Source organism: Desulfomicrobium macestii (genome assembly GCF_014873765.1).
Lineage (GTDB): Bacteria > Desulfobacterota > Desulfovibrionia > Desulfovibrionales > Desulfomicrobiaceae > Desulfomicrobium > Desulfomicrobium macestii.
On the sequence record NZ_JADBGG010000001.1, the window covers coordinates 40697 to 52791 of the forward strand.

Annotated in this window: 15 protein-coding genes; 10 read left to right on the top strand and 5 right to left on the bottom strand. The window is 57.3% G+C overall.

The window, feature by feature from the left end:
* The 4 genes from H4684_RS00180 (at position 1) to H4684_RS00195 (ending at position 3486) form a co-directional block, all read left to right on the top strand.
* A complete protein-coding gene (locus H4684_RS00180) occupies positions 1-390 on the top strand; it encodes a response regulator (RefSeq protein WP_092188405.1) in 390 nt (129 codons plus the stop codon).
* Between the two features lie 9 nt (positions 391-399).
* Complete coding sequence (locus tag H4684_RS00185) at positions 400-2079, top strand: sensor histidine kinase (protein ID WP_192622464.1); 1680 nt, start codon at positions 400-402, stop codon at positions 2077-2079.
* A gap of 83 nt (positions 2080-2162) precedes the next feature.
* A complete protein-coding gene (locus H4684_RS00190; RefSeq protein WP_092188401.1) occupies positions 2163-2552 on the top strand; it encodes a response regulator in 390 nt (129 codons plus the stop codon).
* Positions 2553-2583: 31 nt separating this feature from the next.
* Positions 2584-3486, top strand: coding sequence for a response regulator (locus H4684_RS00195; protein ID WP_092188399.1), 903 nt, complete (start codon positions 2584-2586; stop codon positions 3484-3486).
* A gap of 21 nt (positions 3487-3507) precedes the next feature.
* On the opposite strand, the gene H4684_RS00200 is transcribed toward H4684_RS00195, so the two are convergent.
* Together H4684_RS00200 and H4684_RS00205 are read right to left on the bottom strand one after the other, a co-directional pair.
* Positions 3508-4029 (bottom strand): type 1 glutamine amidotransferase domain-containing protein, encoded by a 522-nt coding sequence (locus H4684_RS00200; RefSeq protein WP_092188397.1) that lies wholly within the window; start codon positions 4027-4029, stop codon positions 3508-3510.
* A 91-nt stretch (positions 4030-4120) separates the two neighbouring features.
* Positions 4121-5011: a GGDEF domain-containing response regulator gene (locus H4684_RS00205; protein ID WP_264080929.1), complete on the bottom strand. Its 891-nt coding sequence runs from the start codon at positions 5009-5011 to the stop codon at positions 4121-4123.
* A gap of 404 nt (positions 5012-5415) precedes the next feature.
* Here H4684_RS00205 and H4684_RS00210 point away from each other — a divergent pair, with 404 nt between their 5' ends.
* Positions 5416-6165: an acyl-[acyl-carrier-protein] thioesterase gene (locus H4684_RS00210; RefSeq protein ID WP_161948999.1), complete on the top strand. Its 750-nt coding sequence runs from the start codon at positions 5416-5418 to the stop codon at positions 6163-6165.
* Between the two features lie 88 nt (positions 6166-6253).
* Here the strand turns inward: H4684_RS00210 and H4684_RS00215 are convergent, their stop codons facing one another.
* The 3 genes from H4684_RS00215 to H4684_RS00225 form a co-directional block, all read right to left on the bottom strand.
* Positions 6254-7660: a M23 family metallopeptidase gene (locus H4684_RS00215; RefSeq protein ID WP_192622465.1), complete on the bottom strand. Its 1407-nt coding sequence runs from the start codon at positions 7658-7660 to the stop codon at positions 6254-6256.
* Positions 7661-7921: 261 nt separating this feature from the next.
* Entirely contained in the window at positions 7922-8245 is a 324-nt protein-coding gene (locus H4684_RS00220; RefSeq protein WP_192622466.1) for a hypothetical protein, read from the bottom strand.
* A 110-nt stretch (positions 8246-8355) separates the two neighbouring features.
* On the bottom strand, positions 8356-8940 hold the full coding sequence (locus H4684_RS00225; RefSeq protein WP_192622467.1) for a TetR/AcrR family transcriptional regulator: 585 nt from the start codon (positions 8938-8940) through the stop codon (positions 8356-8358).
* 244 nt (positions 8941-9184) lie between these two features.
* Between H4684_RS00225 and H4684_RS00230 the strand changes: the two genes are divergently transcribed.
* The 5 genes from H4684_RS00230 (at position 9185) to H4684_RS00250 (ending at position 12074) form a co-directional block, all read left to right on the top strand.
* Positions 9185-9763: a hypothetical protein gene (locus H4684_RS00230; RefSeq protein WP_192622468.1), complete on the top strand. Its 579-nt coding sequence runs from the start codon at positions 9185-9187 to the stop codon at positions 9761-9763.
* A 35-nt stretch (positions 9764-9798) separates the two neighbouring features.
* Positions 9799-10149 carry a cupin domain-containing protein gene (locus H4684_RS00235; RefSeq protein ID WP_092188385.1) on the top strand — a complete coding sequence of 117 codons (351 nt, stop codon included), beginning with the start codon at positions 9799-9801 and terminating at the stop codon, positions 10147-10149.
* An 11-nt stretch (positions 10150-10160) separates the two neighbouring features.
* Positions 10161-11102 carry a cation diffusion facilitator family transporter gene (locus H4684_RS00240; RefSeq protein WP_192622469.1) on the top strand — a complete coding sequence of 314 codons (942 nt, stop codon included), beginning with the start codon at positions 10161-10163 and terminating at the stop codon, positions 11100-11102.
* A 56-nt stretch (positions 11103-11158) separates the two neighbouring features.
* Positions 11159-11311: a hypothetical protein gene (locus H4684_RS00245; protein WP_153304598.1), complete on the top strand. Its 153-nt coding sequence runs from the start codon at positions 11159-11161 to the stop codon at positions 11309-11311.
* A 262-nt stretch (positions 11312-11573) separates the two neighbouring features.
* The gene (locus tag H4684_RS00250; protein WP_092188381.1) at positions 11574-12074 is read left to right on the top strand and encodes a peptidylprolyl isomerase; all 501 of its coding nucleotides are present in this window, start codon (positions 11574-11576) and stop codon (positions 12072-12074) included.
* The last annotated feature ends 21 nt before the right edge of the window (positions 12075-12095 follow it).

Sequence of the window (12095 nt, forward strand, 5' to 3'; positions counted from 1 at the left end):
ATGGCATCTGTGCATGCAGGCCCGTCGGTTCTTGTGGTCGATGACGAGCAGGATTTTGTTGAAACCCTGGTCAAGCGCATGGAACGCAGGGGGTTCAAGGTCGCGGGAGTTGGCAGCGGGCAGGAGGCGTTGCTGTTGCTTGGCAAAGAGCATTACGATGTGGTCATCCTCGATGTGATGATGCCGGGAATCGACGGGATCGAGACCTTGCGGGAGATCAAGCTCGCATGGCCCAAGATCCAGGTCATTCTGCTCTCTGGGCATGGCGGCGAGGAAATGGGGCTGCGCGGAATGGCATACGGGGCCTATTCGTACCTGCTCAAGCCCGTGGCCTTGAAGACAATAGTGGAAACAACATACACGGCGTTCGAAGAGGCTGGGGTTCGCTAGCGGGAAGACATGCGTCAGTACACAAGACAGACCATAAAGCGGAATTTTTTCGCGGCCATGCTGCTGGCTCCTTTCATTCCCGTGCTGCTGGCACTTGGGACGGGCGGGTATCTTTTCTGGAATCATGTCCAGCAGGGAGCGCTCGGCAGATTGACACTCCTCTCAGTAGGCAGCGCTCGAGTCGTCGACCTTTTTCTGGATGATTTCCTGGGTGACTTGACGATGGCCCAGGTCCATCTGTCCGAACATTCCGATTCCATCGGGTTGCGTGATGTTTTTGACAGGCTTTCCGTCAAGCACACGCGGCTTGTCGATGTCGCCCTGATCGACCCGGAGGGGCTGGTGAAGGCTTATGCGGGGCCCAGCGTTTACACAGGCACGCACATCGTCCCCGGACAGTGGCTGAGTGAGGCGCTGCAAAGGGGCAGCAGCGTAAGTGGCGTCATCTCCGGGCAGATGGGCCTGCCTCACTGCATTGTGGCGTTGCGGTTAAACTCCGGAAATGAGCCGCTCATCCTGCGCGCGTCCCTTGATTTGGAAATTTTTGCCCAGATGCTCATGGATGTCCGCGACGAGGGGACCGAACTGTTTCTCGTCAACCGGGAAGGGGAAGTCATTGCCGGAAGCGGCGGACAGATTCTGACCAGAGAGCGCGGACTGGTTGAACATGTCTTCATGGAAAGAGTCGGGACGGCATTCCACGACTCGCGTTCCGATACGGCATATTCAAGCGTTGTCCTGCGCCATGGCGGTTGGATTCTGGCTGCGCGTAAACAGATGGGCGCGATTTTCAGCGCCGCTGACTCTACGGTCCTTTTTATGGGGATGTCTCTGCTTTCCGCAGGCATTGTTGTCTTCCTGTCCTCGCTTTACCTGACCGGCTACGTCGAAAAAATGTTGCGGCAGCGTGACGAGGAGCGTGAGGTGCTGCGAGAACAGCTCTATCGTGCCGGACGGCTGGCTGAACTCGGCGAGATGGCTGCGGGATTTGCACATGAGATCAACAACCCCTTGCAGATCATGAAAAGCGATCAGGCCTACATGGAGATGCTGTTGCAGGATTTTCGGGACAGGGCCGCGTCGGACGTCGCTTTTTTGAATGACGTGAACGAGATGGCTGCGAGCATCAATCAGCTCAAGCTTCAGATCGACCGTTGCGCGCGGATCACCCATTCGATTTTGAGTTTCGGCCGGGCGGGAAACTCCGAGGCGCAGAACATCGATCTTGGCAAGTTCATTCCTGAAGTTCTGACCATGATCCAAAAAAAGATTCAGCTGAGCAATATCGCCCTGCATGTCGACATGCCTGCTTCTCGGCTGCTTGTGCATGTCGATCCTGCCCGTTTGCAGCAGGTTCTTCTGAATCTGCTCAACAACGCCATGTACGCCGTCAGTGAGGTTTCCAATATCAGGCCCGGAGAAATCGTGCTCTCATGTTCGGCCGAGGGTGCCGACCAGGTGCGTGTCGAGATCAGGGATAACGGGAGCGGGATCGGCGTGGATCAGCAGAAGCTTATTTTTACGCCCTTCTACACCACCAAGCCCGCCGGAAGCGGTACCGGCCTTGGGTTGTCCTTGTGCCATGGCATTGTGGAGAGCATGAAGGGTGTTCTGGATTTTACCAGCGTGAAGGGGCAGGGGTCGGCTTTTTTTCTCCTCCTGCCCAGGGTTTCATCTTCCGCGGATTGACGGAAAGAGGTGCATCCGCCCTGCCGGTCTCTTTCATCAAGGCCCGGTCTGTCGTGTATATGCGAGCTTACTAAGAGGTGACTATGGATGATGCATTGCGGGTCCTGCTTGTCGATGACGAGGAAAGCTATCTGGAAACCGCGGCCAAGATATTCAGGCGCAAGGGCGTTGACGTGGAGCTTTGCTCCATTGGCAGGGACGTGGTGGGAATTCTCAGGGAAAAGAAATGTCAGGTGGTCGTGCTTGACCTGAAGATGCCCGGAATGACGGGACAGGAAGTGCTCCGGGAAATCAAGGGCAGCCTCCCGGCCGTGCAGGTGATCATTCTCACCGGTCACGCCACTTCGGATGATGCAGCCGTCTGCCTGACCAGCGGCGCTTTTGATTTTTTGATCAAACCGATTGAAATGAGCCACCTTCTTGACAGGATCAAGACGGCTTACGATATGTGGAAACTTTCTTCGGACAATTGATTTTCAAAAGGAAGAGACAAGGAGAGTCGCCGTGGGCAGACCGCATGTTGTCATTGTTGATGATGAGGCTCGTTTTCGGGAAACGATGGCAAAAATTCTGGAACACAAGGGTTTTGTGGTCAGCTTGGTCGAAAACGGTGATCAGGCTTTGGAATTTCTGGAAACCGCCAATCCCGACGTTGTGCTGCTTGACGTGAGAATGCCGGGACTGAGCGGAGACGAGGCCTTGCCGCGAATTTTGGGCATGAAGCCCAAAGCCAGGGTCATCATCCTTACCGGACACGGCGATGAGCGGGCAGCGCGGAAGGCTCATGAGGCCGGCGCGTTCGATTACCTGTGCAAGCCCTGCGACATAGATGTCCTTGTGGCCCGCATCCTCGACGCCGTCCGCCCGCAGACCGGCATCCAGGAACGGGAGCGGACCATCGCCGAGCTCATGATCCCCATCGACGAGTACACCTGCGTGCAGGCGTCGAGCACGGTCAGGGAGGGCATAGAGCGCCTCAAGATCGCGGCGGAAAATTTCATTTCCACGGGTCTGATCATGGAGTGCGGACATCGGGCAGTTTTGGTGTTCGAGGGGGAAGAGCTGGTGGGCGTGCTGAACATGCGCAATCTGATCGAGGCGCTCCGGCCGGACTATATTTCGGCGGTGCGCGGCGAGACGAACCATGGCGTGAAATACTCGGGAATTTTCTGGCAGGGGCTTTTCAACACCCGGGTTCGCGACCTTGAGTCCAAATGCGTGCGCGACATCATGAACCCGAGGCCGCCAGTGGTGGACAGTGACGCCAACCTGATGCAGGTGGCCGATCTTCTGAGTGCGGAAAACCGTCGCCGGGTGGCCGTCGGGCGGGACGGCAGGATCGTGGGCGTCGTGCGTGAGCAGGAGCTTTTCCACGAAATTGCCCGGCTGGTCCTGCATCGTCCCTAGGCGTTCTTTTGCCGGATTGACCTAAGCCTTGCCGGCTTCGATGATGGCCCGCATGAAGGCCGGGAGATCATCAGGCGTGCGGCTGGTAATCATGTTCTTGTCGATGACGACCTCGTGATCCTGCCATTTGGCCCCGGCGTTGATCAGATCTTCCTTGATGGCGAAAAATGAGGTCACCGTGCGCCCCTTGAGGATGCCCGCCGAGACGAGAACCCAGCCCGCATGGCAGATGGCCGCGACGATCTTGCCCTGCTGGTCGAAGGCCCTGACCAGGCTGACGGTGTTCTGATCCCTGCGCATGTGGTCGGGGGCATATCCGCCCGGGACGATGATCCCCGCGAAGTCGGCCACCTTGATGTCCGCCGGAGCCTTTTCGGATTTGGCGGGAGTTCCGTATTTGCCCTCATAGCTTTGCCCGGCCTTGCCCGAGACTACAACGACCTGTGCTCCGGCTTCCTTGAGCCTGAAGTAGGGATACCAGAATTCGTGGTCATTGAACTGCGTTTCAACCAGAAGCACGAATTTCTTTCCAGTCAGTTCCATCATGCCCTCCGTGACGTTTTGATTGTCATCCCTTGCTCCTGCCCGCCTTAGGCTTGGGCAGGCAGGAGCCCAAAGTCAATTTGTCTTTTGCTCAGGGCAGGCTTTTCGCCCTGACACAGTTCCGGCCGTCGTGCTTTGCCTGATAGAGCAGCTTGTCCGCCTGTTCCAGGAGCAGGGCGCGGTCGCACTGCGCGATATCGTTGCAGGTCACCGCACCGATGGACACGGTGAGGTAATCGGCGACCGAGGAATCCTGATGTTCGAGATGCAATTTTTTCAGGGCGTCGCGGATGTTTTCCGCCAGGTGCAGGCATCCCTTCTCGCTTGTGTCCGGGAGCAGGATGATGAACTCCTCTCCACCGAAACGGGCCAGAAAGTCGGCCGGGCGGCCAAGCGAGGACTGAAGAACCCGGGCCACGGCCTTGAGGCAGTCGTCGCCGGCCATGTGACCATAGAGGTCGTTGTAGTTTTTGAAGTGGTCGATATCGATGAAAAGCAGGGACAGGGGTGATTTTGTGCGCAAGGCCCTGGTCCATTCATTAACATAAATTTCGTCGAACCTGCGCCTGTTGGGGATGTTGGTCAATCCGTCCAGGGTGGACAGGTTTTCGAGCAGGTCGCGATTTCTCTTGAGCTCCAGATGATTGCGTATCCGGGCGCGAATGATCGGAGGACTGAAGGGCTTGCGTATGTAGTCCACGGCACCAAGTTCGAGCCCCTTGGCCTCTTCGCAGGTTTCCCATTTGGCGGTCAGAAAAACGACTGGAATGTTGCGGGTCTTTGCGTCCTTTTTGAGTTCTGCGCAAACCTCAAAGCCATCCAGACCGGGCATGACGATGTCCATGAGGATGAGGTCCGGCTGAGGCTCGGCGCGAGCCATTTCCAGAGCCATTTCTCCCGTGGTGGCGTAGGTGAGATCATGCTCGTCGCCCAGGACTATTTCGAGGGCCTTGATGTTGACGGGTTCGTCATCAACGATCAATATCGTGTTTTTGCTCGGAAAAGGGGGTGCGATAAGTACTCCTCCGGGTTTTTCGTGTGTCAAACGTACATGGTCGGTTAGGATATTGTTTTTGATCTATTTCGGTTCCTAAGCATCTTCGGTCGATCATGCAACTAAGACCCTTGGGCGTCGCAAAAAAAACATGAAGGGCACCCCACAGGCTGGGTGCTCGCGGATGTGCGAATCGCCATGGCGTAAATCCTGAAGGCCGTTACACAACATCGCGCGCGAGCCTGTGCGTAGTTCCGCGCAGGCGACATTTTTTTTAATGAGGCATCCAGGATGGCCAGCTCCCCTTATTCAAGGTTTTTTTTTTGAGCGACGTCGACCCTGGTTGAAAACTGTTTTTATAAAGGGATTTTCAGATGGATACAGAAGGCGGGATGATTTTTGAGCAAGGCAGGAAGATTCAGCTCTTTCATACGGACGCAACCGGCAGGATAACACTTGCGTCCCTGTGCCGATTCGCCCAGGAAAGCGCGGGAGGGCATGCCGAGCGCCTTGGGTTTGGCATGGAGCGGCTGGCTGGAAAGAACATGGCTTGGGTGCTGCGCGAACAGGCCATGCACGTGACGCGATACCCTGGACTGGGAGAGGTGTTGCGGATCACGACCTGGCCGACACGGGCCGAAAGGATTCTATGCCATCGCGATTACCGCATCCTGGACGAAAGCGGGCAGTTGGTCGCCCGGGGAACCAGCGCCTGGCTCGGGTTGGATCTTGCGACAAGACGTCCATGCAAGGCCGAGTCCTTTTTTCATCTGCCGGCCGAGGTCGTGCCAGCGTCGGTCTTTGAGGGGCCCCTGCCGGAATTGCAGGCGCCGTGGGACGGTTGTCCTTCTGACATCCGCACTGTTCGCGCAAGTGACATGGATGCCCTGGGGCATATGAACAACCTGCGTTACCTGGACTGGATCGCGGACCATCTGGGCACTTTTGGCCTGAAAACGCCTTTTGGCCGCGTGCGCATTCGTCACGTGCGGGAAGTCAGGGATGGGGACAAGGTCGAAGTTCGGCACGGCATGACCGAAGACGGCGAGGTGCTTTTGCAGATGCGCCGGCTTGATGGTGGACGGGAAGTCTGTCTTGCGCGCCTGGGTTTGGAGTCGTCGGAGCAGATTGTGCGGCAATGATGCTCGCGGGTCAGGACATGGCCCGGGATGTCTGTGGCGGGCGCTGTGCGCGACCGGTGTGCCGGAACAAGGGTTCCGGCTCGCCGGACTATGGATTGGGCGTGGAGGGCTGCTCCAGGCTTGCGGACTGGACGGGCTCTTCGAGCTGTTCCATGTATGCGGCCACGGCGGCCTTGAAGGCGGGCATCTCCTTGCTTGCGATGGGATCGGCCGGCATGGTCTTGAGTTTCAAGGGGTTGATGAGCTTGCCGTTTTGCCTCATGCGGAAGTCAAGATGCGGGCCCGTTGCGTAGCCGGTGCTGCCGACATAGCCGATGGTCTGGCCCTGCTTCACCTTGGCGCCTTTCTTGGAAGCCTTGGCGAATTTGCTCATGTGATTGTAGATGGTCTCGTAGCCGTTGCTGTGGATCACGCGCACGAAACGGCCCTGGGACTTGTTGGAGCCTACCTGGGCGATGATTCCGTCGGCGACCGTGCTGATCGGCGTTCCGGTGGGCGCGGCGTAATCGATGCCCTGATGCGGACGTCTGTATTTCAGGATGGGGTGCATGCGGCTCATGGAATAGCCGGACGAGATGCGTGTGAAGGGCAGCGGCGACTTGAGGAACGCCTTGCGTAGCGGACGTCCTTTTTCGTCGTAGTAGGCCGTGTTGCCTTTCTTGTCCGTGTATTGATAGGCGTGGTAGGTCTGCCCCTGGTTGGTGAAGCTGGCCGCCATGAGTTGCCCGTAGCCGACGAACTTGCCTTCCCTGAATTTTTTCTCGACGATGACTCTGAACGAGTCCCCGGTGCGCAGGTCCCGTGTGAAGTCCACGTCGTAGGCGAAAACATTGCCCAGCCTGATGGCCAGTTCCTCGCTTTCACCGGCGGAGGTCACCGCTCCGAACAGACTGCTTTCAACCACTCCCGATACGCTTTTGGTTTCCATCTCGTAGGGGATGGCTTCGCGCCGGAATTCATAGCCGGAATCGGTCAGGGAAACCACCAGACGTTCGTTGGAATCGATTTCATATTCCAGGCCGATCAGGGCCTTGTTGGAATAGATCATGGTCCAGGGCTGGCCTGCCCTGAGACTGTCCAGGGGATAGAAGTCCTTGCTTTCGTTGCACAGGGAATAGATCTCGGAGAGTCCTAGGTGCCCTTCCAGGAGGGTCGAAGGAGTATCGCCGCGCTTTATCGTGTCGCTCATGCGGGTGATTTCAGGCTCCCGTGGGGCGCATGCCTCGGGCAGTTCCTCGCTCTGCTGCTCCTGATCGGCAAATGCTCCGTCGTCTTTGATGTCCTGGTATTCGTGGCGGGTGGCAATGCCTTGAGCGCTCCAGTCGATGCTGGACTGCGTTTCGTTGGGGGAGAGAAAGTTGAAAAAAATGGCGGCTCCGATAAGCAGCGCGCCCATGAAGGCGAAGAAGGGCATGGTCAGTCTGGAAGGCGCGGGTTTGCGCTTCAGGGACAGGTTGACAGGCCGGTGGATTTTATGTCGATTCTTTTTTGTCATACGTCCATGTGCGGTTTAGGCGATGGCCCAGATGATGCTTCAATCGGCGTTGCACGGCCACGCCCGGGCTTTGCGAGGAATTGATGGTGCCCTCATAGCCGCGTAAGACGTCAAGCTCAAGCACTTGTTTCCCGCAAGGATGCTTCCGGGAGTTGCAACTGCTTGGCCGGTTTGCCAAGGGCCCGATGCCTGGATGCTTGATGACCGTGGCGAAGAGTCGTTCAGGTCTGCCGGGATCGGCTTACCCCGCGGAGTGTTTTTTCAGCCGAGGACTTCGTCGCTGACGCCGCCAAGCATCTCGATGCCCATTTCGAAACAGTTGGAAGAGCGTTCTGGCCGGGTCGAGCACCAGCGCACGCGTCCCACCCGTTTTCCGATACCTGTCACGTTGTTGCCGAGGGCATTTCCCTGCACATCCACCTTGATGTATTGCCCTGCGCCAAGCGGTATGTCCGTTTCGAGCAGGAGTCCGTTGTAGCAGTAGTTGATAACCCGCGAGGGACGTTTGGTGGCATTTTTCGTGGCAGGGAGCATGTCGCAAGGTTCCAGACATGCGAATCGTGGCCATTTTCTTTTTTCAAGCATGGTCTGCTCCTGCACCGTCCGTGCGGATGGTGAAAAAGTGTCCGGGAGATTGATTCCCGATATACCTTGCCGGGGCAAAAGGCCAATTGGAAAACGGAGGAAGCTCCTGGCTAGCGGGCTTTCAGGCCGTAAATGACAAAATCGACGATATCGTCGAACAGTCCGTCGTCCCCGTAGGGGGTCAAGAGGCCGTGCCGGATGCCGCCGACCAGGTTGCAGAAAACGACGACAGAGGTTTCGTGTGGGTCGAGTTCGCGGATGCTGCCGTCCCGTACCCCGCGTTCCACGCATTCTTCCAGAATTTCGTAGAGTTCCGAGAAGTTGCGGATCATCACGTCCTTGTCTTCGACGGTTTTCAGATCGCTGAATGGTGAGCAGCGTACCAGGACCATGAAATCCTGACGGGGATTGCGGGCGAAGTCGAAATATGTCTTGGCGAAGGTGCGGACCGCTTCAAGGCCATTGGGGACGCCTTGCAGGTTGGTGCGCATGGTCTGGACGAGTTCATGCACGACATCGAGTCCGGCCGTGAGAAAAAGCTTTTCCTTGTTGCCGAAGTGATGGGTCAGAAGCCCGAGAGCCACGCCGGCCCGTTCCGAGATTTTCTTGAACGTCGTTTCCGAATAACCGTGTTCGCTGAACAGTTCCTTGGCAGCCTTGAGCAGCAGTTCTTTTTTTGTCGGTCCCGTGGCCATGATGGTTTTTCTCGTGCGTCTGATGGTGGGTAAAGAAATAGGGTGATTCGAAGCTTTGAAAAATGTCCGCCCCGGCGGACAGTGGAGAACGCGAAGGCGAAAAACAGGCTAACTCTTTAAATTGAATACCCAATCAATATGCGGCGTCTTGTTTTTTGTCAACGCGGCGCGGGATTTCGCATAAATTGACAAACAACGCTCTGATCTTGAATAAGAAGCGTCCACCGTCGACGAGGAGCAATGAATGAATGCCTTGAAATACTGGTCCGGATACATGCTGTCGGCTCTGCGCGCCCGTCTCTACGGATTGCGGCCGGGCAGGAGGCCCTTGGTCAAGAACGACCGGGTTCGCAACAGCCCCCTTTATGATGATGTCTGTGCCTGGCAAAAGGCGCAGATGGAGTCCATGACGTTTGAAAACGACCGCCCTACCAAGGAGTTCAAGGGCGCGGTGGACCTGCCGCTCATGCGCCGCATCCACCGGCGCACCCTGCTTGAGATCAGGCACGAGCTCGGAGACCTCTGGCGTCCTTCGTCGGTGACCATGAACGAGGGACGCGGGATCAGCCTGGATCAGTCCATCGCCATAATGCACCGGTTGCGTGACGCCGGCTTTCCCGACGATTCACTGGGCGTGGTTTCGGTCGAGTTCGCAGGTAGACGGCACTCCTTCGCCATTGTCCAGGATCGTACGGACGATTTCTGGATGCTGGACAACGGAAAATTTTCCTACTGTCCGGTACGCGGAAGCGTTTTCTTGTCCGTGCGCAAGGATGTGCATGTGCTCATCGGATTCAATTTCTTTGATGTCTGGAATTACTGAACCGGCTTTGCAACACGCCGGAAGGAAAGGGTAAAATGAAAATCATGCCTACCGAGGCCGCACAGGCCGTGCATTTCGATTCGGAAGTCGCCCGTGGGGTGACGGGCAGGGTGGTCATCGGGCGAGTCGATGGCGCAAACAATTTCTGCATGCGCCGCTTTGATCTTGCGCCGGGCGGACATACCCCGCGCCATGCCCACGCCTGGGAGCACGAGATCTTTTTTCACGCGGGCGAAGGCGAGGTCTACCACGATGGTCAATGGATCCGTGTCGCTCCGGGAGACGCCGTCTTCGTGCCCGGGGACCAGGAGCATCAAATCCGCAACGCCGGAGACGCGGCGCTGACATTCATTTGTCTGGTTCCAGCCGGAGCGCCTGAAATCTAAAGAGGTCCGCGATGTTGGCCCAAGCCCGGAAATATGCCTATCTTTCCATAGGCGCCTCGCTTTTGACCATGGCCCTGAAATTCGGGGCGTTTTTCCTGACCGGGTCGGTGGGGCTTTTTTCCGATGCCGTGGAGTCCGTGGTCAACCTGACCGCAGGACTCATCGCGCTCATGGCCATTATCCTGGCGTATCGTCCCGCCGATCAGAGCCATGCCTACGGGCATGGCAAGATCGAATATTTTTCCAGCGGCATGGAAGGCATATTGATCTGTATCGCGGCGCTGGGTATCGCCTACGCCTCGGTACAGCGCTTTTTGCACCCGCAGGAGCTGCATTTCCTTGGCACGGGTATTGTCGTGGCCACCTTGGCCGGTGTCGTCAATTTCGCGGTGGCCAGGATCATGCTCCGGGCTGCCCGCGATTACGACAGCATCGTTCTCGAGGCCGACGCAAGGCATCTGCTGACCGACGTCTGGACCTCGGCCGGGCTGGTGGCCGCCTTGGCGGTCATGCATTTCGCGCCACCGTCCTGGCAGATACTTGATCCGATCCTGGGTCTCATCATGTCCGTCAACATCGTTTGGACCGGACTGGGCCTGGTTCGAAAGTCGGTAGCGGGGCTCATGGACGCCGGTTTGCCCGCGGATGAAGTTGTCCTGATCACGGATGCCATAAGGCGTATCGGCGGGATTGAATCGGGTTTTCACGCTTTGCGCACACGCAAATCCGGAGTCGTCAGATTCGTGGATTTTCATCTGCTCGTGCCCGGAGCCATGACGGTGCAGGAGTCGCACGACCTGTGCTGCGAGATCGAGGAAGCCATAAAGGCAGGCCTGCCGGGCAGCCAGACCACCATCCATGTGGAGCCCCGCGAGGACTATGCCTCGTTTGACGGCTGGAAGGTGGGCGGTCTCTGCGACAGGTCCGCCTGCCAAAAAGGCCGGCAGGATTGAACGAAGCGCGTGGCGGGGCTTTGAAGTCCCGGCGCATGTCCGTGATGGAGGTTTTGATGTTGAAAAAATTGGTGGTGCTGGTCTGTCTTGCGGCCTTTTTGGGCGCCGGGTGCTCGACCGTGGGTGAGGTGACCGGCAAGACGGTCAAGGGCGTTGAAAACGCGGCCGACGATTTCAAGGAAGGATATCGCAAGGGCAAGAGCGAGTGAGGGCCCGGCGGTGTGCGGCGGCTTCGGGTTGAAGTCACGCCCGCGCGGCCTTGAAGATGATCTTTTGACCTTTTTTGACGAATGATCCAGGCATGTTGCCCCGCTTGGCGGGAATGCGCGTGCCATGCGATATTCGCATCGTTTCGGGGCCCTGCTGCTCCCAGGAAACCATTTGGCCGGGACACGGCAAAGAGTTTGCCAAATTGGGGAGAGCCGTATATTTTTATGCTCCTTTATTGGAGACCATTTTCTGGAGGAAAGAATGAGCAATCCGGTGGTCCTGGTGGACACGACCAAAGGAGAATTTCTGGTTGAACTGTTCGCGGACAAGGCGCCGCTGACCGTGGCCAATTTTTTGGGTTATGTGGACGATGATTTCTATGTAGGCACCCTGTTTCACAGGGTCGTGAAAGGGTTCATGGTTCAGGGCGGCGGACTCGACAACATGATGCGCGAAAAGCCTACCCGGCCGCCTGTCGCCAATGAGGCCGCCAACGGTCTCAAAAATGTCGAGGGCACCGTGGCCATGGCTCGCACCGCCGATCCGCACAGCGCCTGCGCCCAGTTTTTTATTAACACGGTCGATAACCCGGACCTTGATCATCAGGGAGAGGACGAGTTCGGCTATTGCGTTTTCGGTCAGGTCATTGACGGGATGGATGTGGTCAAGAAAATTGAAAAAGTCCGGGTCAAGGCCCAGGGCGATCACGAACACGCACCCGCCGATCAGGTGTCCATTAACTCCATTACCCGTTTCGAATGACGGTTTACGGTGAAGTAAGGT

What these genes read in the sequence shown, in the direction of transcription:
- H4684_RS00180 (WP_092188405.1), top strand. Translation starts at nt 1, where the DNA reads ATGGCATCTGTGCATGCAGGCCCGTCGGTTCTTGTGGTCGATGACGAG.
- H4684_RS00185 (WP_192622464.1), top strand. Translation starts at nt 400, where the DNA reads ATGCGTCAGTACACAAGACAGACCATAAAGCGGAATTTTTTCGCGGCC.
- H4684_RS00190 (WP_092188401.1), top strand. Translation starts at nt 2,163, where the DNA reads ATGGATGATGCATTGCGGGTCCTGCTTGTCGATGACGAGGAAAGCTAT.
- H4684_RS00200 (WP_092188397.1), bottom strand. Translation starts at nt 4,029, where the DNA reads ATGGAACTGACTGGAAAGAAATTCGTGCTTCTGGTTGAAACGCAGTTC.
- H4684_RS00210 (WP_161948999.1), top strand. Translation starts at nt 5,416, where the DNA reads ATGATTTTTGAGCAAGGCAGGAAGATTCAGCTCTTTCATACGGACGCA.
- H4684_RS00215 (WP_192622465.1), bottom strand. Translation starts at nt 7,660, where the DNA reads ATGACAAAAAAGAATCGACATAAAATCCACCGGCCTGTCAACCTGTCC.
- H4684_RS00220 (WP_192622466.1), bottom strand. Translation starts at nt 8,245, where the DNA reads ATGCTTGAAAAAAGAAAATGGCCACGATTCGCATGTCTGGAACCTTGC.
- H4684_RS00225 (WP_192622467.1), bottom strand. Translation starts at nt 8,940, where the DNA reads ATGGCCACGGGACCGACAAAAAAAGAACTGCTGCTCAAGGCTGCCAAG.
- H4684_RS00230 (WP_192622468.1), top strand. Translation starts at nt 9,185, where the DNA reads ATGAATGCCTTGAAATACTGGTCCGGATACATGCTGTCGGCTCTGCGC.
- H4684_RS00235 (WP_092188385.1), top strand. Translation starts at nt 9,799, where the DNA reads ATGAAAATCATGCCTACCGAGGCCGCACAGGCCGTGCATTTCGATTCG.
- H4684_RS00240 (WP_192622469.1), top strand. Translation starts at nt 10,161, where the DNA reads ATGTTGGCCCAAGCCCGGAAATATGCCTATCTTTCCATAGGCGCCTCG.
- H4684_RS00245 (WP_153304598.1), top strand. Translation starts at nt 11,159, where the DNA reads ATGTTGAAAAAATTGGTGGTGCTGGTCTGTCTTGCGGCCTTTTTGGGC.
- H4684_RS00250 (WP_092188381.1), top strand. Translation starts at nt 11,574, where the DNA reads ATGAGCAATCCGGTGGTCCTGGTGGACACGACCAAAGGAGAATTTCTG.